Source organism: Psychromonas algicola, from assembly GCF_004378355.1.
GTDB lineage: Bacteria > Pseudomonadota > Gammaproteobacteria > Enterobacterales > Psychromonadaceae > Psychromonas.
On record NZ_SNUB01000014.1, the window covers coordinates 20,945 to 47,034 of the forward strand.

A 26,090-nucleotide genomic window follows, 5' to 3' on the forward strand; every position below is an offset into this window, starting at 1 on the left:
TGTTACAATATAACAAAATAAAAAATAATAGAGCAAGTAAAAAGAGGCATTTATTTTCTCAATGTGTTTTGTGTTCTTACGATGTTGCTTCAAGATGTTCTCGGGATGTCACTTTTAAATGACTTGTAATTTGATCTCGGGACGTGGCTTTTAAGCCTCTTTTGTGTTGATTTAGGGACGTCGCTTTTAAGCCTCTTTTGTGTTGATTTAGGGACGTCACTTTTAAGTGACCTGTAATGCGATTATGCAAAACAAGGTCGGATGAATCCGATGTCCCGAAGTCGTTTGGCTTTTGATTTTGTATGTTTTAGGTGTGACTTCGGGACGTGGCTTTTAAGCCACCTATAATGCGATTAGTTAACACAAGGTCGGATGAATCCGACGTCCCGAAGCCGATTTACTTTTGGTGTTTTAGGGATGTGGCTTTCAAGCCACCTGTTGCGATTAGTTAAAAGAAGGTCGGATGAATCCGACGTCCCGAAAACCATTTTTGACCGCTGTTATGTGGTTAGTTGAAAAGAAGGTCGGATAAATCTGATGTTCCCAACAGTTAAATCCGACCTTTTAAAATTAGGAGGGTTATACAATAAACTCTTCTACTGTTATTTTCTCTACGCCGTTGCTTGTGACGGCTTCTGTCACTAGGTGAGGATTGTTTTCTAAGTAGTCTGCAAGTATGTTGCTGACTTCTGGTACACAACTGCCACAACCAGTTCCTGCGCTTGTGCATGATTTGATGCTATCGAGTGATTGGCAACCTTGATCTTGTATTGCTTCGGTGATGGTATTGATGCCTACTTGTTTACAGGCACAAATGATTTTACCTTGTGCGAGTTTCCCTTGAACGATCCCTGAAATCAAGGTCAGTTCGATACTGCTATCTAATGGCAAGTCTAATACGCTTTGTAACCATTCTAATGAATGCGTGGTTAGTTGTGCTGCCGTGATGTAAGCGTTGCTAAGCTTGCTGTCTTTTACAAAGGCATAACGATGTACTGCTTGTAGGGATTGTTCTGTGGTTGAAAACTGTAGCGTTTTACCTAGCTTATTATTTAATAAACCTTGTAATGTTTCTGCTAACTCAATAGGTGAACGGTTATCTGCGATTCTATATAAGTAGCCTTGCTCTACTTTCTGTTTTACCCAGTAATCAAACAACTCTAAATCTAATGATTCGCGCGTTAATAACATGGCTTCACTATGGTAATGCCATTTTTTGACGTTAACTTGGGTGGATTTAAAACCTGGTTGTCCCGACACTGGATCGTTATCGTCACTTACTAAGTTACAGACGTTCGCGCTTTTAGCGGTTTGTTTATTCCAGTGGATAGGGGAGAACATTTGCCCTTTGCTTTGTCTTTCAGTTAATTTAGCGCGAACTAGGGTTGCACCTTGTTCGCTATTAATCGCCACTAAACTATCATTTTCTATGTTTAATGTTTTCGCGTCTTCTGGATTAATCGCTACAAAAGGCTCTGCGATATGCGCACCTAGACGACTTGATAAACCTGTTCGCGTCATTGTATGCCAATGGTCACGAATACGGCCGCTGTTTAAAATTAAAGGATAGGCTGCATTTTTTGGTTTTTGTGCTGTTGGTGAAACTGCAATAAATTGTGCTTTTTTAGACGCTGTGAAAAACTGCTTATCTGTAAACATGCGTTGGTGAATGTTTTCTGTTTGCAAAGTAGTGACAGGCCATTGTTGTGGTGTCAGTTGGCTGTATCCTTTTGCATCCAATTGCGTTAATCCAATTAGGTTAAGGTCACGTTTTAATCCGTCTTCGTTGCCTAAGGTTGTCATTTTTGCAAATTCAGTAAAAACTTCACCTTCATGAAGATAAGTAAAGGCGTCGGCAAATCCCATTCGTTTTGCAACTTCACAGATGATCCACCAATCCGCTTTGGCTGCTCCTGGGCTTGGTAATAAACGACGTTGTCTTGAAATACGTCTTTCTGAGTTGGTGACTGTACCTGATTTTTCACTCCAACCTTGAGCGGGTAACAGTACATCGGCATATTTTGTGGTCGCTGTTTCTGCCATGCAGTCAGAGACAACCACTAGTGGGCACTTCTCTAAGGCTGCAATAATTTTATTACTGTTTGGTAAGCTTACTACTGGATTCGTTGCCATTACCCAAACCGCTTTTATTTTGCCTTCATTAATGGCATCAAACATATCTACGGCTTTTAAACCTTGTTGGGTGGCGAGTTGTTCGGTTTGCCAAAAATCACTGATCATTTGATGTGCTTCTGGATCGCCAAATTCCATATGCGCAGCCAACATATTTGCGAGGCCGCCTACTTCACGGCCGCCCATTGCATTGGGTTGTCCTGTGATAGAAAAAGGCCCCATTCCGGGTTTACCAATTCGTCCCGTCGCAATATGTGTATTGATAATGCTATTTACCTTGCTACTTCCTTGTGTCGATTGGTTGGTACCTTGAGAATAAATAGAAAGTGATTTTTCAGTGTCTGCGAAGTGTTGATAAAACGTCGTTAAATCTTGCTCGCTAACATTTAAGGTAGCTGCAACTTGGGTGAGATCTTGCGAGCTTTGTTGAGCGGCTTCTAGTGCGGTATCAAACCCTTCGCTGTGTGCTTGAATATAATCTTGATCTAGCTTGTTATGTTCAGCAAGGTAAGCCAATAATCCATTGAATAGGGTTACGTCAGTCTCTGGTTGAATCGCTAAATGTAAGTCAGCAATAGAGCAAGTATCGGTTTCACGAGGATCAATGACGACAATAAATAGATTATCGCGTTTTTCTTTTTCTGCTTTTAAACGCTGAAAGATAACAGGATGACACCAAGCTAAGTTAGAGCCTGTGATCACCACTAATTCTGCGGTATCTAAATCTTCATAACAACCGGGTACAGTATCGGTACCAAATGCACGTTTGTAACCTACCACACTTGATGACATACATAAGCGAGAGTTGGTGTCTATGTTACCGCTGCCAATAAAGCCTTTCATAAGCTTATTCGCTACGTAATAATCTTCAGTTAATAATTGGCCTGAGACATAAAAAGCAACGGAATCAGGACCAAACTCTTCGATAGTTTGTGAGAATTTTTCTGCAACATGCTGTAAAGCGGTAGGCCAGTCACTCTCTACACCGTTAATGCTAGGTTGTAATAATCGTCCATCATGGCTGACGGTTTCACCTAAGGCGAGCCCTTTTGAGCAAAGGTTACCAAAGTTAGCTGGATGGGATTTATCGCCACGGATGTTTAATTCGCCTTTTGCATCTAGGCTAGCTTCAATACCACAACCTACACCACAATATGCACAGGTTGATTTCGTCCATAAATTTTTATCTTCTGTCATTCCTAACTCTCTTTGGTATACGCTTTTTACTTATAACTAATAGAGAGCAAAGAACACACCAAGTCTGATTTATTTTATTAATTAAATTATAAGTGTCATTTTATACTTTAAAATCAATGGCTAAGAGGTCATTTGTGATGGCTGTATATAATGAAGTAAAAGTAAGCTGGTGGCTTGTGTAAAAAATCTGCACCAAATGAGAGCGACGATGCACTGCTTGTTTACATTTAATTAACATATGGATTGTTCAGTGCTATTTTAAATCCTTTTTTTATTGCCTAAATATCAATTAAACCATTGAATTGGAATGGTTATTTTTTTTTATTTAAATACTTTCTTTATTTGGTCTCAGTTTTGCAACAGTAACTCAAAATAGCTTGTTTTAGTGAAGCTAAGTGTGCACTTAAATAGAAGTAAAAAGGAATAACGATTATGAGTAAACAGCGCATTGTTGTGGTTGGTAACGGAATGGTAGGCCATAAGTTCATTGATACCATAATAGGTAATGATGATAGTAAGTATGAAGTGATCACCTTTTCTGAAGAGTCCCGCCTTGCTTACGACCGCGTACAGATGAGTTATTTTTTCTCAGGTAAAACAGCAGAGGATCTTGCTTTAACTGATGCAGCTTATTACGAAGAAAACGGCATTAAATTTGTATTAAATGACAAAGTCGTTGATTTAGATTTTGATAATAAAAACGTTATTACAGCAAGCGGTCGCGTTGAAAGCTACGACAAGCTTGTTTTAGCAACGGGTTCTTATCCTTTTGTTCCCCCAATTCCAGGAAACGACCAAGAGCATTGTCATGTATACCGTACAATTGATGATTTAGAAGACATCACCAAATCAGGCGAAACAAGTCAAGTTGGCGTGGTTGTTGGTGGTGGTTTATTAGGTTTAGAAGCCGGTAATGCCTTAGTTAATTTAGGCGTTGAAACACATGTAGTTGAATTTGCTCCACGTTTAATGGCTGTGCAATTAGATGAAGGTGGTGGTTCGTTATTACGCCGTAAAATTGAAGAATTAGGTGTGCAAGTGCATACCGAAAAAGCGACAACAGAAATCGTAGCGGGTACAGAACGCCGTTACAGAATGAATTTTGCAGATGGTTCACATTTAGAAACCGATATGATCATCTTCTCTGCAGGTATTCGCCCTCAAGATGAACTTGCACGTAAAACCGGTATTCCAATTGGTGAACGTGGCGGTATCGTTATTAACAATCACTGTCAAACGGGTGTTGAAGACGTTTATGCGATTGGTGAATGTGCATTATGGGAAAACTTTATTTTTGGTTTAGTGGCACCAGGTTACCAAATGGCCAAAGTGGCTGCCGCGCATATGCATGGTGATTCAGAAACTGCATTTACTGGTGCAGATATGAGTACTAAATTGAAATTGTTAGGGGTAGATGTAGCGAGTATTGGTGAAGTACATGGCCAGACTCCGGGGGCACAATCTTATACTTACAATGATGAAATTGAACAGGTTTACAAACGATTAATTGTTTCAGCTGATGGTAAGAAATTAGTGGGCGCTGTATTGGTGGGTGATGTTGATGCTTACGGTAATCTTTTACAGTTAAAACTAAATGATATGAATTTACCTGCTAACCCAAGCACACTTATTTTACCTTCTTCTGATGGCGAAGAGTCAGCTGGGATGGGCGTCGATGCCTTACCTGATACAGCGGCGATTTGTTCATGTTTTGATGTGTCTAAAGGTGATATTAAAGACGCCGTTGCTGCAGGTTGTTGTAGCATGGGTGAACTTAAGGCTTCAACTAAAGCAGCAACAGGTTGTGGTGGTTGTTCTGCACTGGCTAAGCAAGTGTTAGATAACGAACTTGCAAATCTTGGTTTTGAAGTTAAGAAAGATATTTGTGAGCATTTTGCTTATTCTCGCCAAGAGCTAGCGGACATTATCCGCGTTAAGAAAATTAAAACCTTCTCAGCGTTATTAACTGAATGTGGTAGTGGTTTAGGATGTGAAATTTGTAAACCTGCCGTGGCAAATATTCTTGCATCTTACTGGAACGACTACGTATTAGAAGATGAGCATGTTGGTTTACAAGATACTAACGATAACTACCTAGGTAATATGCAAAAAGATGGGACTTACTCTGTTGTTCCACGTATTCCGGGCGGTGAAGTTACGCCAGATGGTTTGATTGTAATTGGTGAGGTGGCGAAAGAATTCGACCTTTACACCAAAATTACAGGCGGTGCGCGTGTGGATCTATTTGGCGCGCAATTACATCAACTTCCTGCAATTTGGAAAAAGTTAGTCGATGCAGGTTTTGAAACGGGACATGCTTACGGTAAATCATTACGTACGGTTAAGTCTTGTGTTGGTAGTACTTGGTGTCGTTACGGTGTTAAAAACAGTATCGGTTTCGCAATTGACCTTGAAAATCGTTATAAAGGTTTACGTTCACCACATAAAGTTAAGTTCGGTGTGTCTGGCTGTACGCGTGAATGTGCTGAAGCACAGGGTAAAGACTTTGGTTTAATTGCAACGGATAAAGGTTGGAATTTATATGTTGCGGGTAACGGCGGTATGCGTCCTCGTCACGGTGATTTATTCGCCTCTGATTTAACTGATGAAGAATTACGTACTTATATCGATCGTATCTACATGTTCTACATCCGTACTGCTGACCGTTTACAACGTACTTCTGTATGGTTAGAGAATATGGAAGGCGGCATTGATTACTTAAGAGATGTGATTATTAATGACTCATTAAATATTAATGCAGAACTAGAAGCTGAAATGGAAAGCAATATTGAGAACTATCAATGTGAATGGAAAACAACCATTGAAGATCCTGAGAAACTAAAACGTTTTAAACATTACATTAACAGTAATGAGACGGATGCGGATCTTGCTTTTAAAGTTGAAAGGGAACAACGTTTCCCAATTTTTAAAGACGCAATTGAAATTAAAGAATTAAGCTAATAGGGTACAAAAAATGGAAATACAATCAACAAACACAACATGGACGGACATCTGTTCTATTAACGATTTAACGCCTAACGCGGGTATTTGCGCTCTATTTAATGAACAACAAGTAGCGATTTTTTTATGTAAACAAACTAACAATGTGTATGCCGTTGCAAACCATGACCCATTTGGTCAAGCGAATGTGTTATCGCGCGGTTTGATGGGATCGACAGAAGAGACAGTTTATGTTGCTTCGCCATTGTATAAACAACGTTTTAACTTGGTTACTGGAGAATGTTTAGATTCAGATAAAGAGGAGCATAAGCTTAAAACCTTCGCTATTCGTATCGAAAATGAGCAAGTGCAGCTTAAAGAAGCAAGCTAGTTTATCCCCTTAATAAAACAATAAAACGAACTAAGGTAGTGTTGCTGCTTTAGTTCGTTTTTTATCGTGAATAGTTTTTTTATGTAAAAATACAGGATGTATAATGAGTAACAGCACTTTTAATATTTTTTCTTTTCAAGGAAAGATGAAAACACTGCATTTAAGTTGGATGGCTTTTTTCATCACTTTCGCAGTTTGGTTTAACTTCGCTCCACTACTACAATCAGTTAAAGAAACCTTAGGTTTAACAACAGAAGAAATCAAAACATTATTGATTCTTAATGTTGCGATCACCATTCCAGCTCGCGTGATTATTGGCTCTTTAACCGATAAATACGGTCCAAGAATTGTTTATTCTGCATTATTAATTCTTTGTTCAATTCCTTGTTTTACTTTCGCTTTTTCAGATAACTTTATGCAAGCAGCGATTTCTCGTTTTGCATTAGGCTTTATTGGTGCCGGTTTTGTTGTTGGTATTCGTTTAGTTTCTGAATGGTTTCCGCATAATGAGTTAGGTACAGCGGAAGGTATTTACGGCGGTTGGGGTAACTTTGGTAGTGCCGCTGCTGCATTTACTTTGCCAACGGTTGCTTTGTTATTTGGCGGTGAAGATGGATGGCGTTATGCAATGGCTGTGACTGGCTTATTGAGCTTAGTATTTGGTTTTATCTTTTACGCTAACGTAACCGACACGCCAAAAGGTTCAACTTACTTCAAACCTGCTAATTTAACTGCAATGGAAGTGACTTCTAAAGGAGATTTCTTCTTACTATTATTAATGAAAGTGCCTATGTATGCGGCACTTGCTTTATTAGCTTGGAAGTTGGCTCCATCAAACGTAGGCATGATTTCTAATAGTGTTTGTTACACTATTTATGGTTTATTGTTTGCACTTTATTTGTATGAATGGTCTCAGGTGTGGAAGGTGAATAAAAACATATTTACGACGCCTGTTCCTACTCTTCATCAATATAAATTTAAACAAGTAGCGGTATTAAATATTCTTTATTTTGCTACTTTTGGATCGGAATTAGCAGTGGTTTCTATGTTGCCATTGTTCTTTTTAGAAACCTTTGAATTAACGCCTGTTGTTGCCGGAATGGTGGCTTCTGCTTATGCGTTTATGAATTTAGCTTCACGTCCAGGTGGCGGTTGGTTGTCTGATAAGTTTGGTCGTAAATCAACATTAATTATATTAACTGCAGGTCTAGCCTTAGGTTATTTGCTAATGGCACAAATCAACGGTGGTTGGGTGTTATGGGTAGCGGTTGCTGCTGCGATGTTATGTTCTTTCTTCGTGCAAGCAGGTGAAGGTGCTGTATTTGCCACTGTGCCTTTAATCAAACGTCGCATGACAGGGCAAATTGCAGGTATGACAGGTGCTTACGGTAATGTTGGTGCGGTTGTTTACCTGACTATTTTATCGTTTGTTGATTACCAAACCTTCTTTTACGTGATTGCTGCAACGGCTTTCCTTGGTCTTATCACTTTATTATTTATGACTGAGCCAAAGGGTAAAATTGCAGAAGTAAATGAAGATGGCAGTGTTACTTTGATTGATGTAGGTAATCACTAGGTCATCGTTTATTAAGCTAGTTGTTGAAATGGATGTTAGCTGCGTTATTGCTTTGTAATTAAAATGCTTAATTATGAAATCAATGTCTTAGTTTCATCCATTTTTTTATTTGAACGCTAGATCATCAATGATTGTGCATCTATGGTTTTAATAGGTTTAGATTTTGACGTTTTAAAATAAGAATAATAAAGGTAGCGCCCTATGAATAAGAGCCCAAAAACTCCAAAACTGAATGTCTGTATCGGCGGTTATTCCACTGCAGGAAATCGCGATGTTAATCAAGATGCATTCGCCGTTAAAGAGCCTTATTCCTTAGTTGAGAAAAACGTAAAAGGGATTGTCGCTTGTGTTGCTGATGGAGTGAGTTGCAGTGATAACTCTCAACAGGCAAGCCATACCAGTGTGACTCAATTTATTACTGACTATTACAGCACCGATAGAAGTTGGGATGTTAAACAATCCGCAAGCAAGGTGTTAAATTCTCTGAATAGTTGGTTATACAAACACAATGAAACCGATGCTCGTCATAACGGATTAATTACTACTTTTAGTAGCTTGATCATCAAATCAAATACTGCCCATTTATTACATGTTGGCGATAGCCGAGTGTATTTATATCGAGATGAAAAACTTAAGCAACTGAGTCATGATCACAGTCGTGCTATTTACCGTCAAAACACTGTTTTAACTCGTGCTTTAGGCATGGACTCACATTTAGATATCGATTATCAAACGGTGCCTTTGCAACCCGGTGATTTGTTTTTGTTATCCAGTGATGGTGTGCATGATTACTTAGACTATGCTGCATTAAATAGTTACTTACAAAAGATCTCGACAGCGCCAAGCACACAAGAGTTTGAAGATCTCACCAAAAAGATTTGTGATGATGCGTTAGCAAAAGGCAGTAGCGATAATATTACTTGTTTATTAATGCAAGTGACTTCATTACCTAATGCCGATTTAAATGAATTATTTACCCATTTGAAAGGATTGATCATTCCTCCCGCTATGCAAGTGGGCAATGAGATAGATGGTTTTAAAATTGAAAAAATAATACATGAAGGTGCTCGCAGCCATGTTTATTTAGCGGTAAATAAAAAGACGCAGGAGCGGGTTGTATTAAAAATGCCTTCGCTTAACTTTGAGGAAGATCTAGATTATTTATTAGGTTTTTATAAAGAGCAGTGGGTTGGCCAATCCATTAAGCACCCTAATATCATGTCTATTGCTAAAAACGTGAAAGGCTCTGTGTTTTTGTATCATATTTGTGAGCATATTGAAGGCATAACACTAAGGCAATGGATGCAAGAGAATCCTAATCCAGACCTACAACAAGCGCATAATATTATTATTAGAGTGGTCAATGCAGTGCGCGTATTACAGCGTGCTGGCATGGTACACAGAGATTTAAAGCCAGAGAATATTATTATCTCAGTTAACAATGAAGTGAAGTTAATTGATTTTGGTACCGTTAAAATCAGTGGTTTTGAAGATATCGTTAAAGAGCAGCAAGATGAACCACTAGGCGCGGTAGATTATATTGCCCCTGAATATTTAAACCATGGTCAGAGTTCAGCGCTATCTGACTTGTTTTCAATTGGCGTGATACTTTATGAATTACTAACAGGACATTTACCTTACCCAATGAATCAAGGCCACTCACTAGAGCGAGCAAGGCATTACAAGTGGGTTTATGAGCCGATTCAAACACACAGAGAAGATTTACCAAAACGTTTAGACAACATCCTACAAAAAGCATTGCATCCTAAACTAGCAGAACGCTATACAAGTATGAGCGAATTTGTAAGTGACTTTACACAGAGCCAAAACAAGAAAACAGCAGAAGAATTAAAACCGGCATTAATAGAGCGCGATCCAGCCAAATTTTGGCAAATCCTCGCTTATATATTTATGGGCGTGAGTGTGATTGAGTGGTTTTTATTGCTCAATAAGGATGGATAACCATGATTGATTTTGACCTTATTTTCGCTTAATTTTACTTAGTACATCACTTTTTTAAATGATTTGTTTGCTGTTCTCGGGGTTTGGCTTTCAAGGTTCCAGAGCTTTACTTTATTTATGAACGTCACTTTTAAGTGCCCTCTTGGTGTTTTAGGCTTTTGGCTTGCTTTTATCTATCTACAATTAGCATACTTAATTCGGTCGGGTGAATCCGACATCACTGATTATTACTAGCTAGTTTATGCTTTTCATTCGGGATGTATTTTTTAAAATGCTTTATTAATAATTGAATTAAGCTACTTTATTCATCTTCTTCAATGCACACTTGCACATGCCATTTTTTAAAGCAGGGCATTTTTTACAAGCCTCTGATTTATAGGGTTTGTAAAAAATATTTAAATCTGACGTATCTAAATAATTAATATCAATATTTTTAGGTTTTTTTGCGTCTTCAAACAAAGATAAAATTTCAACAATAGGGGATTCAAAAGAAGCTTTATTTTTTTTTACCTTATTTTTCTTCAATTTCTTTTGCAGCTTTTTTAAAGTTTTCTTTTCATTCATTAATTCATACCATTGTTTATGTTTTACGGTATAAATTTAGTATAAATGCGAATGAAAGTAAATATCATTTGCGTGTTTTTTATATTTATAGCATCACGTTTAAACGATCAATATTTTGTTTTGGGATGTCACTTTCAAGTGACCTATTTTGCTTTGAATTTTGTCTTTAGGGACATGTCCTTTAAGCCACCTGCTGTTAGCATCGATAGTTCAGTCGGATGAATTCGACATCCCGAAGTGGGTCGTTCCTCACGGTCCTCCGTGAGAATGCATATTATCTTTCATTTTTGACTTTATGGTTCTCGGGACGTGACTTTAAAGCTACCTGTGCTTTACTTTATTTTATTTCGGGACGTCACTTTTAAGTGACCTTTTGGGGTTTTAGATTTGCTTGTTTTTAATTCACCTATAATTAGAGTACTCAAATCGGTCGGAACAATCTGACGTCCCAAGAACCTTTCAGCTTACCCAAAACTATTCTTTACCCTTCAGTAATAACCGTTCTTAAACCATAATCTAAAATCTTACCGGTTTGGCTTTTGACACTTAACGTGGTTACTTGTACTTTTTCACCTTTACATAATTCATTAGTGATTTGACGAATTCTTGCTGCATCTAAACGAGGGGAGTAAGTGTTCGCTATAATAAAGCCGCCTTTAGATCGTAATGCTAATGCCGCTTCAATTAATTCTGGAAATTTATTTTCTATTTTCCAACGCTCTTTTTTCGCACCGATACCAAAGGCGGGGGGATCCATAATCAAGCCTTGATAGTGTTTCCCACGTTTAATTTCACGTTGTGCAAACTTTAATGCGTCTTCTAACACCCAATGCACGTCAGTTAGTCCTGAAGATTCCATGTTTTCTTTGCCCCATTTGATTATCTGTTTTACAGAATCACAATGTAGCACTTCAGCACCTTGATCTCGTGCGACTAAAGAAGCTACGCCAGTATAAGCAAACAGGTTTAAAAAGCGGTCGCCATGTTTTAGGTTATCGGCAATAAAATCCCAGTTTGCACGTTGCTCAGGAAATAGCCCAACATGTTTAAATTTAGTCAGGTGTAAATTGATGGTGATATTATTAAACGTGATTTGCCAATCATGTGCTAAACCACCTTGTAGTGATTTCCACTCACCAGCACTGCTACTACTTTCAATAAACTCAAAATGTGCTTTTGCTAGCCATTCTTTCTTAGATAAAACAGGTTCAAAATAAGCATTCATCTCAGGACGAATGGTAACAACATTACCCCAACGTTCGAGTTTTTGATTATTTCCAGCATCAATCAGTTCATAATCAGGCCAAGGTGCAGTAAAAGTGCGTTTTATCATAGGGGTAACTTATATGGAAAGTGTATGGTTATTAAGGCGCAAATTATACAAATGAAAAGGGGGGATTGCACACTTTATATAAATAGCTTTGATAATGTCGTTCATTAATGAATAGTAATTGAGCGAATAATTTATAAAAAATGAACGTTTGAGTAATTATTAACAGAATAAGTTGATGTGAATAGCAATGATGTTAGATTAATGTAAAAAGTAAGTCAGTAAAATGCTAATGTTTATAGTTATATAATTCATAACGAAAATAATTAATAGAACACTATGCTTCCATTAGCTACATTTAAAACAGTTGTAGAATCAACACCTCTTATATCAATAGATTTTATTGTTAAAAATAAAGAAGAGAAATTTTTACTTGGTAAGCGAATTAATCGTCCTGCAAAAGGCGCATGGTTTGTTCCTGGCGGACGAGTTTTAAAAGGTGAAACCTTTGAGCAAGCATTTTACCGTTTAATTAAAAGTGAATTAAATTTAGATAATGTGGAATCAATATTTAAGGGAATTTATCAGCATTTTTACGATGATAACTTTTCCGAAGAAAATTTCAGTACCCATTATATTGTATTAGCTTATGAAATAGCCTTTAATGCAGACCTGAATTCTCTGCCGAAAGAGCAACATTCAAATTATCGGTGGCTTTCAAAAGAAGAGTTATTAAACGATAAAACTGTTCATTTACATAGCAAATGGTATTTTCAAGAAGATAAGCAAGCAGATGAACTATTTAGATAAATTAATACGAATTAACTTTCATTTTAAGTTGGATAATATTTTATGATCACTCCTATTATTATGGCTGGTGGAGCGGGTTCTCGACTATGGCCGCTTTCTCGCGAACTTTACCCCAAACAATTTTTAACGGTAACGGGTGAGCAATCAATGCTCCAACAAACGGTTGTTCGCTTATCTAGCATCGAACATTCGCCATCAGTGCTTATTTGCAATGAAGAACATCGCTTTATTGCAGCAGAACAATTGCGTTTAGGTGGCTATCAACATGGCGGCATTATTCTAGAGCCTGTTGGTAGAAATACAGCACCAGCGATTGCTTTAGCTGCAATACAAGCGGTCAATAATAGTGAGGAAGGTGAAGAACCTATTTTACTAGTGTTAGCCGCAGATCATGTGATTGAAAATGTAAAAGCTTTTGAAGACTCTGTTAGTAAGGCGCTGTCTTTTGCACAAAAAGGTAAGTTAGTTACTTTTGGGATTGTTCCTACTGCACCAGAAACAGGGTATGGCTATATAAAATCAGGTGAGCAAAATGGTGATGCTTTTTCTGTCAGTGAATTCGTCGAAAAGCCTGATCTAGCAACAGCTGAAAAATATTTGGAAAATGGAAGTTACTACTGGAATAGTGGTATGTTTTTATTTAAAGCAAGCCGTTACCTTGAAGAGCTAGGTAAATTTTCTCCTGAAATGTTAACTATCTGCCAAAAGGCCATTGCAAGTAATTCAACCGATATGGAGTTTATTCGTGTTGATAAAACTATTTTTGAATCCTGTCCCGATGACTCAATAGATTATGCAGTGATGGAAAAAAGTAAAGACGTCGTTGTTGTTCCAATGGATGCAGGATGGAGTGATGTTGGGTCTTTCTCTGCCTTATGGGATGTATCAGAAAAAGATGGAAACAATAATGCGATTCAAGGCGATGTAATCACAGACAACTCTACTAATAATTATATCTATGCAGAAAATCAATTAGTGACCACGGTTGGTGTCGATAATCTAGTGATTGTTCAAACAAAAGATGCAATATTAGTCGCTGACAAAAATAAAGTACAAGATGTAAAAAATATTGTTAATCAGTTAAAAGCCAGTGAACGATCAGAGTGTAAATTACACCGAGAAGTCTATCGCCCGTGGGGGAAATATGACTCAATTGATACGGGTAAAAGAGATCATGTTAAACGTATAACCGTTAAACCAGGTGGTAAATTATCTATTCAAAAGCATCATCATAGAGCTGAACATTGGATTGTAGTATCTGGTACGGCAAGTGTTTTAAATGGTGACGAGACTACATTAGTAACGGAAAATCAATCTATCTATATTCCATTAGGAAATATTCATGCCTTAGAAAACCCAGGTAAAATCCCACTTGAAATGATTGAAGTACAAACGGGAAGTTACTTAGGTGAAGACGATATCGTCCGCTTTGAAGATAAATATGGACGTGTGTAGGCTTATCATCGAATTACACTAATTACACTAATTTAACGAATTTTGAAAAAGAGTTTGCAGCTTTAATTAGAGAAAATGTAAGTTAATGCACTATATTTAATGGAACTTTTACATTATAAGGTGTGTTGATGTGAATGAGTTAATATTTAAAAATGAAAGTTACAATGTTATTGGTGCATGTATGGCCGTTCATCGTGAATTCGGCTGTGGCTTTTTAGAAGCTGTGTATCAAGAAGCGTTGGAGTGTGAGTTTAAATTAAGACAAATTCCTTATGTTAGAGAAAAACCATTAAATATTTTCTATAAGGGATTTTTTAAATAAAACATATCAAGCAGATTTTATCTGTTATGAAAGCATAATCGTTGAGCTTAAAGCACTTTCAGAATTAAATTCGATACATCAATCTCAATTGCTTAATTATTTAAAAGCGACAGATTTAAAATTGGGATTATTAGTTAACTTTGGTCAACGATCATTGGAAAGTAAAAGGCTTGTAAATAATTTTAGCCAGCAATAAGTATTTATCACTAAATTAAGCTAATTTAACGAATTAAAGTATTTGGTTTTTAAAATTAGAGTCATTAGTATAATTCGCTGACAGTGTTTGATGTACGTAATATAAGGTTTATATGAACAACAATTTAATTAGTTCAGAAGTTATTGCAGACAGCGGTGTTGCATTTGGTACAAGTGGGGCTCGCGGATTAGTGACTCAATTTACACCCGATGTTTGTGCTGCTTTTGCTGTCGCTTTTATTCAAAGTATCAAGAATAACTTTAGCTTCAATACAGTGGCTATTGCCATTGATAACCGTCCAAGTAGTTATGCTATGGCTCAAGCATGTGAAGCAGTTTTAAAGCAAATCAACATTGATGTTATTTACTACGGCGTAGTACCAACACCAGCTTTAGCCTATATTGCACAAGAAGATGACATGCCTGCTATTATGGTCACAGGAAGTCATATTCCATTTGATCGCAATGGACTCAAATTCTATCGCCCAGACGGTGAAATTAGTAAACAAGATGAACAAGCTATTCTTACAGAAAAAGTCCATTTTACAGAGATTGATGACATTTCTGATTTAATTGTCAATAAAAAAGCTGAAGATGAATATGTTAATCGTTATACTTCGCTTTTTACATTGCCTTGGCTAACAGGGAAACGTATCGGTATCTATGAGCATTCAAGTGCGGGACGAGATCTTTATTATCGAATCTTTGAAGCATTTGGTGCAGAAGTCATTGCATTAGAGCGTAGTGACCAATTCGTTCCTATTGATACTGAAGCCGTTTCAGAAGCAGATACTTTAAAAGCGATTAATTGGTCTAAAGAATATAGTTTGGATATGGTTTTCTCTACGGATGGTGATGGTGACCGACCATTAGTATCAGATGAGCATGGAAATTGGTTACGTGGCGATATATTAGGGCTTTTAAGTGCAGACGTATTAAATATAGAAGCTTTAGCTGTACCTGTTAGTTGTAATACTGCTATTGAAAGTTGCAATAAATTTAGACATGTGGAAAGAACAAAAATTGGTTCACCTTATGTTATTGCTGAATTTCAGCCGTTAGCTAAAGAGTTTAATACTGTCGCTGGGTTTGAGGCAAATGGCGGTTTTTTATTGGGTAGTGATGTTTTTATTAATGGCAAATCATTAAAAGCATTACCAACACGAGATGCAATTTTACCTGCTATTATGTTGCTGGTTGCAGCTCAAGAGCAGAAAACATCTGAACTTGTTAAAGCATTACCACAACGATTTACCTATAGTGATCGTATTCAGAATTTTGCAACAGCTAAAAGCCAATCGATTATCGCATCGGGGAAAAAGAATCCAAGTGAATTAATCAGTCAATTAGGTTTTAAAAATATAGCCATTAAACATGTTGATGAAACGGATGGGTTAAGAATAACACTAAATAATAACGTAATTATTCATTTAAGGCCTTCAGGCAACGCGCCAGAATTACGCTGTTATGCTGAAGCTGATAATTATATTGTTGCAAATGATAGTGTCGTGAAAGCACTTAAAAATATTCAAAAGATATAATCAACGAATTGCACTAATGGCACAAATTAAAATAGTTAAGATTTTAATAATTAGTTTAATTCGCGTAATTCGTTGATAGTGTTAAAAAGTATTTATCACCGAATCTTACAGATACGATGAATTAAGATCTTGAAGGTTTTGATTCTAAAAATTAGTTTAATTTGCGTAATTCGTTGATAGTGTTAAAAAGTATTTATCACCGAATCGTACAGATACGACGAATTAAGATCTTGAAGGTTTTGATTCTAAAAATTAGTTTAATTCGCGTAATTTGGTGATAGTTAGTTTTTTATAAAATAATTTTAGTTAGGAATTTTCATGTCAAAAAGTAAAGTTGCATTAATTACAGGTATTACAGGCCAAGATGGTTCATACCTTGCTGAGTTCTTATTAGATAAAGGTTATGAAGTTCATGGTATTAAACGTCGAGCTTCTTCATTAAATACTGAACGTGTCGATCATATTTTTCAGGATAACCATGAAAAAGATCAAAAATTTTTCCTCCATTACGGCGATTTAACGGATTCATCAAACCTAACGCGTATTTTAAAAGATGTTCAGCCAGATGAAGTTTATAACCTTGGCGCTCAATCTCATGTTGCTGTTTCGTTTGAGTGCCCTGAATATACTGCAGATGTTGATGCGATGGGAACATTACGTTTATTAGAAGCAATTCGTTTCTTAGGTTTAGAAAAGAAAACAAAATTTTATCAAGCTTCTACTTCTGAGCTTTATGGAGAGGTACAAGAAATCCCACAAAAAGAAACGACACCGTTTCATCCGCGTTCACCATATGCCGTTGCTAAAATGTATGCTTATTGGATAGTGGTTAATTACCGAGAGTCATACGGTATGTATGCGTGTAACGGTATTTTATTTAACCATGAGTCACCGCGTCGAGGTGAAACCTTTGTAACACGTAAAATTACGCGTGCCATTGCGAATATCTCTCAAGGGTTAGAGAAGTGTTTATACCTAGGTAATATGGATGCACTGCGCGATTGGGGACATGCTAAAGATTATGTTCGTATGCAATGGATGATGCTTCAGCAAGATGTCGCAGAAGATTTTGTTATTGCAACAGGAAAACAAATATCTGTACGTGAGTTTGTAAAATTATCAGCGAAAGAAGCTGGGATAGAACTTGAATTTACAGGCAAAGGACTTGAAGAAGTTGCTACTGTTAAATCTATCACAGGTGATAATGCGCCTGCATTAGCAGTAGGAGATGTAATTGTTAAAGTTGATCCTCGTTATTTCCGTCCTGCAGAAGTTGAAACATTATTGGGAGATCCTTCTAAAGCAAAAGCTAAATTAGGTTGGGTTCCGCAAATAACAGTAGAAGAGATGTGTGCTGAAATGGTTTCTAACGATTTAGAAAAAGCCAAACAACATGCGATTTTAAAAGCTCACGGCTACACAACCTCAGTTGCAGTTGAGTAAGCGGAATCCTATGAAAATTTTACTTACTGGCGCAAATGGCATGGTTGGAAGAAATGTTCTTGAAGTAGCAAAGCTGCATGAACATGTTTTTTTATCACCAGCAAGCTCAGAGCTTAATTTATTAGATGCTAACTCTGTTAAGCGTTATATTGCAGAGCACAATCCAGACATGATCATTCATGCCGCAGGTATCGTTGGCGGTATTCAAGCTAATATGGCAAATCCTGTTAAATTTTTAGTTGATAATATGCAGATGGGACTTAATATTCTGACGGCTGCGAAAGATTGTGGCATCACTAAATTTTTAAATTTAAGTAGCTCTTGTATGTACCCTAGAGACGCATTAAATCCGTTGGGCGAAGACTTAATTTTAAAAGGTGAGTTGGAGCCAACTAATGAAGGTTATGCGTTGGCAAAAATAACAAGTACGCGATTGTGTGAATATATAAGTAAAGAAAATCCCGCTTTACTTTATAAAACAATTATTCCATGTAATTTATATGGTCTTTTTGATAAATTTTCACCCAAAAACTCGCATATGATCCCTGCAGTAATTCGTAAAATAGATGAAGCTAAAAAAAATAACCTTAGCGAGATAGATATATGGGGAGATGGGGAAGCGAGACGTGAGTTTATGTATGCAGAAGATCTGGCTGACTTTATTTTTTATGCCATTAATCATTTTGAGAAAATGCCACAAAATATAAATGTAGGTTTGGGGACAGATTTTACAATTAATGAATATTATCGAGCTGTCGCTAATGTTGTTGGTTATACAGGCTCATTTAAGCATGATTTAAGTAAACCTGTTGGCATGAAGCAAAAATTAATCGATGATCAAAAATTAAAAGAATTCGGCTGGGGCTATAAAACAGAATTAGACGTCGGGATTCAAAAAACATATCAATTTTATTTAAGTGAGTATTGTAATGGCTAATTACGCGCTAGCAAGTAGTACGTGGGATGATAACGAATATTCTGCAATTCAAAGAGTTATAGAGTCAGACATGTTTACCATGGGTAAGGAAGTTGCTCAATATGAAAAAGATTTTGCTGAATTTTTTGGTTCTAAATATGCGTTAATGGTGAGCTCAGGTTCAACTGCTAATTTATTAATGATCGCATCATTATTTTTTACCAAAAATGAATCTTTGAAATTGAAGCGTGGAGATGAAATTATCGTTCCTGCTGTTTCATGGTCTACAACCTACTTTCCCTTACAACAATATGGGCTAAAAGTTAAATTTGTTGATATTGATCGCCATACATTAAATATGGACTTAGATAAGTTGGAAGCAGCTATTACTGATAATACGAGAGCTATTTTGTCGGTTAATTTATTGGGTAACCCTAATGATTACATTCGTATGAATGAAATCATTGCTGGTCGAGATATCTTTATTTTAGAAGATAACTGTGAGTCAATGGGAGCAACTGTTGATGGAAAACAAGCTGGTACTTTTGGTGTAATGGGGACTTACAGTTCATTCTTCTCTCATCATATTGCAACAATGGAAGGTGGTTGTGTTGTGACTGATGACGAAGAGCTTTATCACATTCTGCTTTGTATTAGAGCACATGGTTGGACGCGTAATTTACCTAAATTTAATAAAGTCAGTGGTGAAAAAAGTGACGATGCCTTTGAAGAGTCATTTAAATTTATGCTACCTGGTTATAATGTTCGCCCTTTAGAAATGAGTGGTGCGCTAGGTATTGAACAATTAAAAAAATTGCCTCAATTTATTAAAATACGTCGTGAAAATGCGAAGTTGTTTCAATCATTATTTGCTAATCATCCCTTCATCGATATTCAACAAGAAACTGGATCAAGCAGCTGGTTTGGATTTTCATTAATATTAAATGAAGAAGCTCCTTATAGTAGAGCTGAATTAGTTAAATTATTAACGGAAAATGGGATTGAATGTCGTCCAATTGTAACTGGGAATTTCTTGAAAAATAAAGAAGTACTAGAGTACTTTGACTATGAAGTGTCAGGAACATTAGAAGCGGCAGAATATCTTGATGTACATGGTTTATTTGTTGGTAATCATCAAAATGATATAGAGAAAGAAATAAAGCAGCTAGCTAAAATCCTTTGTTAATTAATATGATCATATTTGAATACTGTTAATAGATTTTGTTAAATTCAACATATTTATAGAAAGAAAAAAATATGCAAGGAATTATATTGTAAAATTTTTAAATAGCATAAATCAGAGAATGCATGAATAGACCATTTTTTTTAAGGTATAGTGAAATTGAGTAATCGTAACATAAAAGATTTTACTATTCTTGGTGTTGGTAAAGCCCTACAAGTATTGATTGGATTAGGGAGTCTTCGGTTAATCACTGAATTGCTTAGTGAATCAGAAGTCGGAATTTACTATATATTGTTAACTGTAGTAAATTTATTAGCTTTTGCCTGCTTTAATCCTCTGGGACAATTTTATAGTCGACATCTAGTTCATTGGAAACAAAAAAATAATATTAAAACTGCTACGAATGTCATGCTGGTTTTAAGGGGGGCAGCGATACCTGTGGCTGCGATACTTTCAATATTTATTTTTTATTTGTTTGATTACGAACAATATTTCTCATTAATGTCATATGTTTTTTTTATAATTATTTCGCTTGTCGCGTTAGTTCATGGGGTATTTTTAAGTGCTGCCAATGTACTTGTTAGTAGAATTACTTTTACAATTTTTTCAGTTTCAACTTTATTAGTAAGTCTTATTGCATCTCTTTTATTATTTTCGTTGTTTCAATCTGCTATGGCCTGGCTCTATGGCGCAGTATTAGTTCAAATAATATTTAGTCTGCTTTTATATAGAGTTTTGGTTTCAAAGAGTGTTTTTTCTTTAGATAAAGCCAAACTCGCGTTTAACAAAGAGTATTTAATAAAGGTATTTTTATTTATCTTACCGGTTACTTTCACTTTATTTTTGCAATGGGGGCAAACCGCATCATTTAGATTGATTTTAGAACATTTGTATTCTGCCAAAATTTTGGCATTTATCTCTGTTGGTTTGGCTTTAAGTAATTCAATTTTTTCAGCATTAGATAGTCTGGCTACTCAGTTTTATATGCCGCTGTACTTAAAAAAGATAACAAATGCTACGAAATCAGACAGAGCATTAATTTGGAACCAACTCGCAAATAGTATGTTTTCTATTTATATAGGTGTTACTATTTATGTTATCGTTTTTTCACCATACTTGGCAAAGTTATTAGTATCTGAAAACTTTTATGAAGCCTATATTTATACAATGATAGGTGCTGTAATTGAATTATTTAGAGTTTCGACAAACTTGATCTATATGGTTTCACAGTCAGAAGTGAAGACTAAAAACACCATCGGGCCTTATTTTTTCGGTTTTTTGATAATGATAATAGGTTTATATTCCATAGATGTTTCAAAAGATTTATGGAAAGTACCAGTTATTCTTGCTTTTTCATATTTGATAACTTTGTTAACAATGTTTTTAAGTATGAAAAAGTTACTTAATATAAAATTAAACTTTTCAATTATAGTGAAGTCAATATTATTTATGTCGCCCTTATTATTTTTTTCTTTTATTGAGTCGGCCCCTACAATGTCAAATTCAATAGGTTGGCTAATTATTGGTGGCTTATATTTTTTATTAATACAATATTTTTTATTAAAAAATAAAATACAAATTATGAGTTTAAAATGAAGAAAGCTTGTTTAGTTGTCAGTTCTTATTTAACTGAAAATAAAATATTTAATGTTGTGCTTCATCGTGATAATTGGGTTGATCGTTTTATTAAGCTTAAAGCTGGATTTGCTTTAAAAGGCTATGATTTATCGACACAAGATATTAATTCTATTGATGATTCTGAAATAGTTATTTACGCATCCAATATGCCTAGTGAGTTACCCCGAAAAAACTCTCGATTAAAAAGTTACCTCATTTTAAGTGAAAGTGCTTTTATTAGGCCAGATAATTATGATCTTCAAAAACTTAAACACTTTAATAAAGTGTTTACTTGGTATGATGAATTAGTCGATGGAAAACAATATATTAAGCTTAATTATGCTCATGCTTTCCCAAAGCAAATCAATAAAGATATCTATAAAAAAGACAAGTTATGTGTGTTAATTGCAGGTAATAAAAAACCTAAACCTACTCTAGATTCGCATTTAAAGGGACTAGATTTATATAGTGAAAGAGAAAAAGCAATTCGTTGGTTTGAAGAACACCACCCTGATGACTTTGACCTCTATGGCGTTGGGTGGAATCGTTATCAATTTACTGGTCCAAAAATTATTCGAGGTTTTAATCGGCTACCAATATTTCCTGAGCTTTTTCAAAAATTATTAAGGCTAACATATCCTTCTTATAAGGGCATGGTAGATCATAAACGGCCAGTTATGGAACGATATCGTTTTTCTATTTGTTATGAAAATGCGAAAGATATACCTGGTTATATTACTGAAAAAATATTTGATAGTTTTTTTGCTGGTTGTGTTCCAGTTTATTGGGGAGCCGATAATGTGAAAGACAATATTCCAGAGGGATGCTTTATCGATAAGCGTAGCTTTTCGACTTATGAAGCAATTTATGATTATATGAATAATATGACTGATAATGATTACTTAGTATATCTTAATAATATTAGTACTTATCTAAACAGTGAGAAAGCACTGCCTTTTAAAAGTGAGGGCTTTGTGAGCACAATAATAAAAGCCATTTTTACAGACGATTCGAAGGTTAGATTATGATTATTACTAAGATAAATGGTGGTTTAGGTAATCAGTTATTTCAGTATGCGGTAGGTCGGGCAGTTGCTATTCATCATTCAGTACCGCTAAAATTAGATATTAGTGCTTTTATTAATCATAAAATCCATAACGGTTTTAGATTAGATGCCTTTAATGTAGATGCCGAAATTGCAAATAATCAAGAAATAATTCGTCTGGCTGGAAATAAAACTAAGATAACTAGGTTTTTTAGAAAATTAGGTTTAATTAAGAAAAAGAATTATTGCAAGGAAAAACGACGGACAATCTTTGATGCACGCGTTTTTGAACAGACTCCTTATTACCTTGATGGGTACTGGCAAAATGAAATGTATTTTTCAGCTATACGTCAACTCATTCTCAAGGAGCTCACCCCAAAAAATGAGCTAAGCTATCAGGCTAAACTTTTTTTAAGAGAAATAATGAAATGTAATTCAATAAGTCTTCATGTTAGAAGAGGTGATTATTTAAAACACCCTGAAATTGGAGTTCTTGACTTAGATTACTATCAACGGGCGATTGAATACATTGGAGAAATCGTTGATTCTCCAGTTTTTTTCATATTTTCAAATGATTTGAAGTGGTGTAAAAAAAATTTCAATTTTTTAAAAAACTGCGTTTATGTTAAAAATACGGAAACAGAAATTGATGATTTAATTTTAATGAGTAAGTGTAAGCATAATATAGTGGCTAATAGCTCATTTAGTTGGTGGGGGGCATGGTTAAATGAAAATGATGGAAAAATTATAGTCTCTCCGTCAAAATGGATGGCACATAATCCATATAATAATAAATGGGTACCTGATTCGTGGCTTCAATTCTAATGATTCTCTTAATTAAATATACATCGAGATTAATTTATAGCTTTAAACGTAAACTATTAAGTCTTAATAGAATTTATTATTCTATGCTTTTACAAAGCTGCGGCTCCAATTTTAAATTGTGGGGAGCGTTTTATCTTAAAAATCCCCAATTTATACAAGTGGGGGATAATGTGTCAATCAATGACGGTGTTTATTTAAATGGCAAAGGTGGATTGAAAATAGGTAATAATACTACAATTTCCGCAGGAGCAATGATAATTTCAACTGGTCTTTGTACGTCATCATTTTTAGTTGAGAATAAGCATATAGATAAAGAAATTATAATTGGAAATAATGTTCAAATTGGCGCTGGTGCAATTATTCTTGCTGGTGTAAATATTGCTGATAATGTTATTGTTGGCGCGGGGAGCGTCGTTACTAAAAATATTCAAGGGAATGTAATAGTAGCGGGAAATCCTGCAAAAGTATTAAGGGAGCTTATATTATGAGCTCTGTACCTTTAGTGTCAGTCGTTATGTCAGTATTTAATGCAGAAAAATACTTAAAAGAAGCGATTGAGAGCATACTTGACCAAAGTTATCAAAATATTGAATTTATTATTATAAACGATGGCTCAATTGATGATAGCTTAAATATTATCAAAGGTTTTTCAGCCATAGATGAAAGAATTAAATTGGTTAGTCGTAGGAATCGTGGGTTGCCCTTTTCTTTGAATGAAGGGCTAGACCTAGCCAAAGGCGAGTATATTGCTCGAATGGATGCTGATGATATTTCATTTAAAGAGAGATTATCAGAACAAGTGCTTTATATGGAAGCAAACCCTGAAATAGGTGTGTGTGGTACTTGGGCTGAAGTTTTTGGTGAATATAAAAATGGTAATAGTACGTTAAAGCATCCATCATCGCATGATGCTTTATTACCGAAGCTTTTATTTTCAGTTTGTTTTATTCATCCTACTGTTATGTTTAGAAAAGAAGTCTTAAATAGTTACAAGTTAAGATACCACATAGATTATTTTAATTCTCAAGACTATGAGTTTTGGTGGCGTTTATCTCACTATACGAAAATGGGCAATGTACAAAAAGTATTATTAAAATATCGAGAAAGTGTTAGTAGCATTACTCATAGTTCTTCTAATTTTCAACCTGACCTAAGATACAAATTAATAAAAAGTATATTTACTAATGTTCTTCTGGAACTTGGTATGAAGAATATTGAATCAGAAAATAAATTACACTATATCTGTGCGTCTAACTCTAGATTAAGAGATAATAAAGTTGATATTGATAAATTGAATGTTTATTTTCTTACTATATTGGAACATAATCGTAAAACATGTGTTTTTTCTGATAAATTTTTGATTAAAGTATTAAGTAAAAAATTTATTGTTGCAATTTATTTTGAGTGCAAACGTAATAATCTTAATATTATCAATGGCTTGAAGTTTCGTTTTTTTTACATCGGTGTTTTTAATTATCTAAAAGGATTGATATTTAATGAGTGAATTTTTGCTGTATTTTAATGGTTTTAATATATCAAAGACTAGTTTTATTAAAACTTGTTTATTTTTGATATTGAACAGGTAATCTAGTGAAAGTTGCACTTTTAATAAACTCTCTTAGTAATGGGGGGGCAGAGAAGATCGTTGTCGAGCTGATCGAATCTTTATATACTGAAGGGGTAAGTGTTGAGCTAATTTGCATTGAAAAAGACAATTTTCATAAAGTGCATCCTAATATTAAAGTCACGTACCTATCTAACTCTACATTAAAAAGAAATAGAATAAAGAGTCTTCTTATGACTATTCTTTTGGCTTTTCGCTTAAAAAAGCATATAAAATTAAATAATATTGAGTTGGTACAAAGTCATTTGTTCCGTTCTTGTTATGTAAACCTTACTGCGAAGTGTTTGTTTAAAAGCTCTCATGTCGTGCAGGTCGTAAATCATAGTATAATAAGTCGCTTAAAGTATGAGGGGATTGCCGGAAAAGTAAATCTCATCTTGATAAAACTATTATATTCGTTTGCAGATTTAATCATATCGGTTTCTAATGTAGTGAAGCAAGATATGGAAAACCTTTTTATGTTTAAGAATAGAAGTGTTGTTATATATAATCCGTTCGATATAACCAAAATTAAAGCGTTGGCTCAAGAGGATATTGTTGAGTTTAATTTTAATTTAAATAAAAAATACATTATTAATGTTGGACGATTAATAAAAATAAAGCGTCATTCTGATTTACTGTATGCTCTTGTGTATTTAGATGAGAATGTCGAAGTTTTATTTGTAGGATGTGGTCCTGAAAGAGAAGCTTTACAGCGACTTGCTATACAACTAAAAATTATTTCTAGGGTTCATTTTTTAGGGTGGGTTAGTAACCCATATAAATATATTGCACGAGCAGACATACTCGTGTCAACGTCTGAGAGTGAAAGCTTTGGTAATACTATAGTGGAAGCATTTATTTGTGATACTGCTGTTATAAGTAGTGCATGTGGTGGGCCATCTGAAATTATTAGTAAAAATTGCGGTATTTTATTTCCTATTGGGGATGTCAATTCATTAGTGGATAGCATCAGAGCTCTCTTAAGTGATTCTGATTTGAAAATTAAAATGCATCAACAATCTAAATTGAGGAAAAATGATTTTTCATTGCCCATTATATTAAAAAAATACAAAAATATATTACTCAATTTATACTAGCT

General features: G+C 35.2%; 21 protein-coding genes. 18 read left to right on the forward strand and 3 right to left on the reverse strand.

Annotated features, from left to right (window positions below; translation table 11 throughout):
* Positions 1-579: 579 nt before the first annotated feature.
* Positions 580-3,330 carry a nitrate reductase gene (locus tag E2R67_RS08790; protein ID WP_134290578.1) on the reverse strand — a complete coding sequence of 917 codons (2,751 nt, stop codon included), beginning with the start codon at positions 3,328-3,330 and terminating at the stop codon, positions 580-582.
* Between the two features lie 432 nt (positions 3,331-3,762).
* Between E2R67_RS08790 and nirB the strand changes: the two genes are divergently transcribed.
* The 4 genes from nirB (at position 3,763) to E2R67_RS08810 (ending at position 10,199) form a co-directional block, all read left to right on the forward strand.
* On the forward strand, positions 3,763-6,291 hold the full coding sequence (gene nirB / locus E2R67_RS08795; protein WP_134290579.1) for a nitrite reductase large subunit NirB: 2,529 nt from the start codon (positions 3,763-3,765) through the stop codon (positions 6,289-6,291).
* A 13-nt stretch (positions 6,292-6,304) separates the two neighbouring features.
* Positions 6,305-6,661, forward strand: coding sequence for a nitrite reductase small subunit NirD (gene nirD / locus E2R67_RS08800; RefSeq protein WP_134290580.1), 357 nt, complete (start codon positions 6,305-6,307; stop codon positions 6,659-6,661).
* 103 nt (positions 6,662-6,764) lie between these two features.
* Entirely contained in the window at positions 6,765-8,237 is a 1,473-nt protein-coding gene (locus E2R67_RS08805; protein ID WP_134290581.1) for a NarK family nitrate/nitrite MFS transporter, read from the forward strand.
* Positions 8,238-8,438: 201 nt separating this feature from the next.
* Positions 8,439-10,199, forward strand: coding sequence for a bifunctional protein-serine/threonine kinase/phosphatase (locus E2R67_RS08810; RefSeq protein WP_134290582.1), 1,761 nt, complete (start codon positions 8,439-8,441; stop codon positions 10,197-10,199).
* 291 nt (positions 10,200-10,490) lie between these two features.
* Here the strand turns inward: E2R67_RS08810 and E2R67_RS08815 are convergent, their stop codons facing one another.
* Both E2R67_RS08815 and E2R67_RS08820 read right to left on the reverse strand, forming a co-directional pair.
* Positions 10,491-10,763: a hypothetical protein gene (locus E2R67_RS08815; RefSeq protein WP_134290583.1), complete on the reverse strand. Its 273-nt coding sequence runs from the start codon at positions 10,761-10,763 to the stop codon at positions 10,491-10,493.
* 481 nt (positions 10,764-11,244) lie between these two features.
* Positions 11,245-12,096 carry a class I SAM-dependent methyltransferase gene (locus tag E2R67_RS08820; protein WP_134290584.1) on the reverse strand — a complete coding sequence of 284 codons (852 nt, stop codon included), beginning with the start codon at positions 12,094-12,096 and terminating at the stop codon, positions 11,245-11,247.
* Between the two features lie 276 nt (positions 12,097-12,372).
* On the opposite strand from E2R67_RS08820, the gene E2R67_RS08825 reads away from it, so the two are divergent.
* The 14 genes from E2R67_RS08825 to E2R67_RS08885 all read left to right on the forward strand — a co-directional run bounded on the left by E2R67_RS08825 (position 12,373) and on the right by E2R67_RS08885 (position 26,088).
* Positions 12,373-12,843 carry a GDP-mannose mannosyl hydrolase gene (locus E2R67_RS08825; RefSeq protein WP_134290585.1) on the forward strand — a complete coding sequence of 157 codons (471 nt, stop codon included), beginning with the start codon at positions 12,373-12,375 and terminating at the stop codon, positions 12,841-12,843.
* A gap of 42 nt (positions 12,844-12,885) precedes the next feature.
* Positions 12,886-14,298, forward strand: a complete 1,413-nt coding sequence (locus tag E2R67_RS08830; RefSeq protein WP_134290586.1) for a mannose-1-phosphate guanylyltransferase/mannose-6-phosphate isomerase — start codon at positions 12,886-12,888, stop codon at positions 14,296-14,298.
* A 130-nt stretch (positions 14,299-14,428) separates the two neighbouring features.
* On the forward strand, positions 14,429-14,620 hold the full coding sequence (locus E2R67_RS16935; RefSeq protein ID WP_208379502.1) for a GxxExxY protein: 192 nt from the start codon (positions 14,429-14,431) through the stop codon (positions 14,618-14,620).
* Between the two features lie 37 nt (positions 14,621-14,657).
* Positions 14,658-14,816, forward strand: coding sequence for a GxxExxY protein (locus E2R67_RS16940; protein ID WP_279587491.1), 159 nt, complete (start codon positions 14,658-14,660; stop codon positions 14,814-14,816).
* Between the two features lie 112 nt (positions 14,817-14,928).
* Entirely contained in the window at positions 14,929-16,356 is a 1,428-nt protein-coding gene (locus E2R67_RS08840; RefSeq protein WP_134290587.1) for a phosphomannomutase, read from the forward strand.
* Between the two features lie 318 nt (positions 16,357-16,674).
* Entirely contained in the window at positions 16,675-17,799 is a 1,125-nt protein-coding gene (gmd, locus tag E2R67_RS08845) for a GDP-mannose 4,6-dehydratase (RefSeq protein WP_134290588.1), read from the forward strand.
* A gap of 10 nt (positions 17,800-17,809) precedes the next feature.
* On the forward strand, positions 17,810-18,736 hold the full coding sequence (locus E2R67_RS08850) for a GDP-L-fucose synthase family protein (protein ID WP_134290589.1): 927 nt from the start codon (positions 17,810-17,812) through the stop codon (positions 18,734-18,736).
* Complete coding sequence (locus E2R67_RS08855; protein WP_134290590.1) at positions 18,729-19,901, forward strand: DegT/DnrJ/EryC1/StrS family aminotransferase; 1,173 nt, start codon at positions 18,729-18,731, stop codon at positions 19,899-19,901. Before E2R67_RS08850 ends, E2R67_RS08855 begins: the two co-directional genes overlap by 8 nt.
* 156 nt (positions 19,902-20,057) lie before the next feature.
* Positions 20,058-21,494: an MATE family efflux transporter gene (locus E2R67_RS08860; RefSeq protein WP_134290591.1), complete on the forward strand. Its 1,437-nt coding sequence runs from the start codon at positions 20,058-20,060 to the stop codon at positions 21,492-21,494.
* Complete coding sequence (locus tag E2R67_RS08865; protein ID WP_134290592.1) at positions 21,491-22,543, forward strand: glycosyltransferase family 10 domain-containing protein; 1,053 nt, start codon at positions 21,491-21,493, stop codon at positions 22,541-22,543. Before E2R67_RS08860 ends, E2R67_RS08865 begins: the two co-directional genes overlap by 4 nt.
* Entirely contained in the window at positions 22,540-23,385 is an 846-nt protein-coding gene (locus E2R67_RS08870; RefSeq protein WP_134290593.1) for an alpha-1,2-fucosyltransferase, read from the forward strand. Before E2R67_RS08865 ends, E2R67_RS08870 begins: the two co-directional genes overlap by 4 nt.
* A gap of 170 nt (positions 23,386-23,555) precedes the next feature.
* On the forward strand, positions 23,556-23,873 hold the full coding sequence (locus E2R67_RS17005; protein WP_445177037.1) for an acyltransferase: 318 nt from the start codon (positions 23,556-23,558) through the stop codon (positions 23,871-23,873).
* Positions 23,870-24,889: a glycosyltransferase family 2 protein gene (locus tag E2R67_RS08880; RefSeq protein WP_134290594.1), complete on the forward strand. Its 1,020-nt coding sequence runs from the start codon at positions 23,870-23,872 to the stop codon at positions 24,887-24,889. The genes E2R67_RS17005 and E2R67_RS08880 overlap by 4 nt, the downstream gene beginning before the upstream one ends.
* Positions 24,890-24,975: 86 nt before the next feature.
* Positions 24,976-26,088 carry a glycosyltransferase gene (locus E2R67_RS08885; RefSeq protein WP_134290595.1) on the forward strand — a complete coding sequence of 371 codons (1,113 nt, stop codon included), beginning with the start codon at positions 24,976-24,978 and terminating at the stop codon, positions 26,086-26,088.
* Positions 26,089-26,090: the final 2 nt, after the last annotated feature.

What these genes read in the sequence shown, in the direction of transcription:
- E2R67_RS08790 (WP_134290578.1), bottom strand. Translation starts at nt 3,330, where the DNA reads ATGACAGAAGATAAAAATTTATGGACGAAATCAACCTGTGCATATTGT.
- E2R67_RS08830 (WP_134290586.1), top strand. Translation starts at nt 12,886, where the DNA reads ATGATCACTCCTATTATTATGGCTGGTGGAGCGGGTTCTCGACTATGG.
- E2R67_RS08825 (WP_134290585.1), top strand. Translation starts at nt 12,373, where the DNA reads ATGCTTCCATTAGCTACATTTAAAACAGTTGTAGAATCAACACCTCTT.
- nirB (WP_134290579.1), top strand. Translation starts at nt 3,763, where the DNA reads ATGAGTAAACAGCGCATTGTTGTGGTTGGTAACGGAATGGTAGGCCAT.
- E2R67_RS08840 (WP_134290587.1), top strand. Translation starts at nt 14,929, where the DNA reads ATGAACAACAATTTAATTAGTTCAGAAGTTATTGCAGACAGCGGTGTT.
- E2R67_RS08820 (WP_134290584.1), bottom strand. Translation starts at nt 12,096, where the DNA reads ATGATAAAACGCACTTTTACTGCACCTTGGCCTGATTATGAACTGATT.
- E2R67_RS08870 (WP_134290593.1), top strand. Translation starts at nt 22,540, where the DNA reads ATGATTATTACTAAGATAAATGGTGGTTTAGGTAATCAGTTATTTCAG.
- E2R67_RS08880 (WP_134290594.1), top strand. Translation starts at nt 23,870, where the DNA reads ATGAGCTCTGTACCTTTAGTGTCAGTCGTTATGTCAGTATTTAATGCA.
- E2R67_RS08850 (WP_134290589.1), top strand. Translation starts at nt 17,810, where the DNA reads ATGAAAATTTTACTTACTGGCGCAAATGGCATGGTTGGAAGAAATGTT.
- gmd (WP_134290588.1), top strand. Translation starts at nt 16,675, where the DNA reads ATGTCAAAAAGTAAAGTTGCATTAATTACAGGTATTACAGGCCAAGAT.
- E2R67_RS08810 (WP_134290582.1), top strand. Translation starts at nt 8,439, where the DNA reads ATGAATAAGAGCCCAAAAACTCCAAAACTGAATGTCTGTATCGGCGGT.
- E2R67_RS08805 (WP_134290581.1), top strand. Translation starts at nt 6,765, where the DNA reads ATGAGTAACAGCACTTTTAATATTTTTTCTTTTCAAGGAAAGATGAAA.
- E2R67_RS08855 (WP_134290590.1), top strand. Translation starts at nt 18,729, where the DNA reads ATGGCTAATTACGCGCTAGCAAGTAGTACGTGGGATGATAACGAATAT.
- E2R67_RS08865 (WP_134290592.1), top strand. Translation starts at nt 21,491, where the DNA reads ATGAAGAAAGCTTGTTTAGTTGTCAGTTCTTATTTAACTGAAAATAAA.
- E2R67_RS08815 (WP_134290583.1), bottom strand. Translation starts at nt 10,763, where the DNA reads ATGAATGAAAAGAAAACTTTAAAAAAGCTGCAAAAGAAATTGAAGAAA.
- nirD (WP_134290580.1), top strand. Translation starts at nt 6,305, where the DNA reads ATGGAAATACAATCAACAAACACAACATGGACGGACATCTGTTCTATT.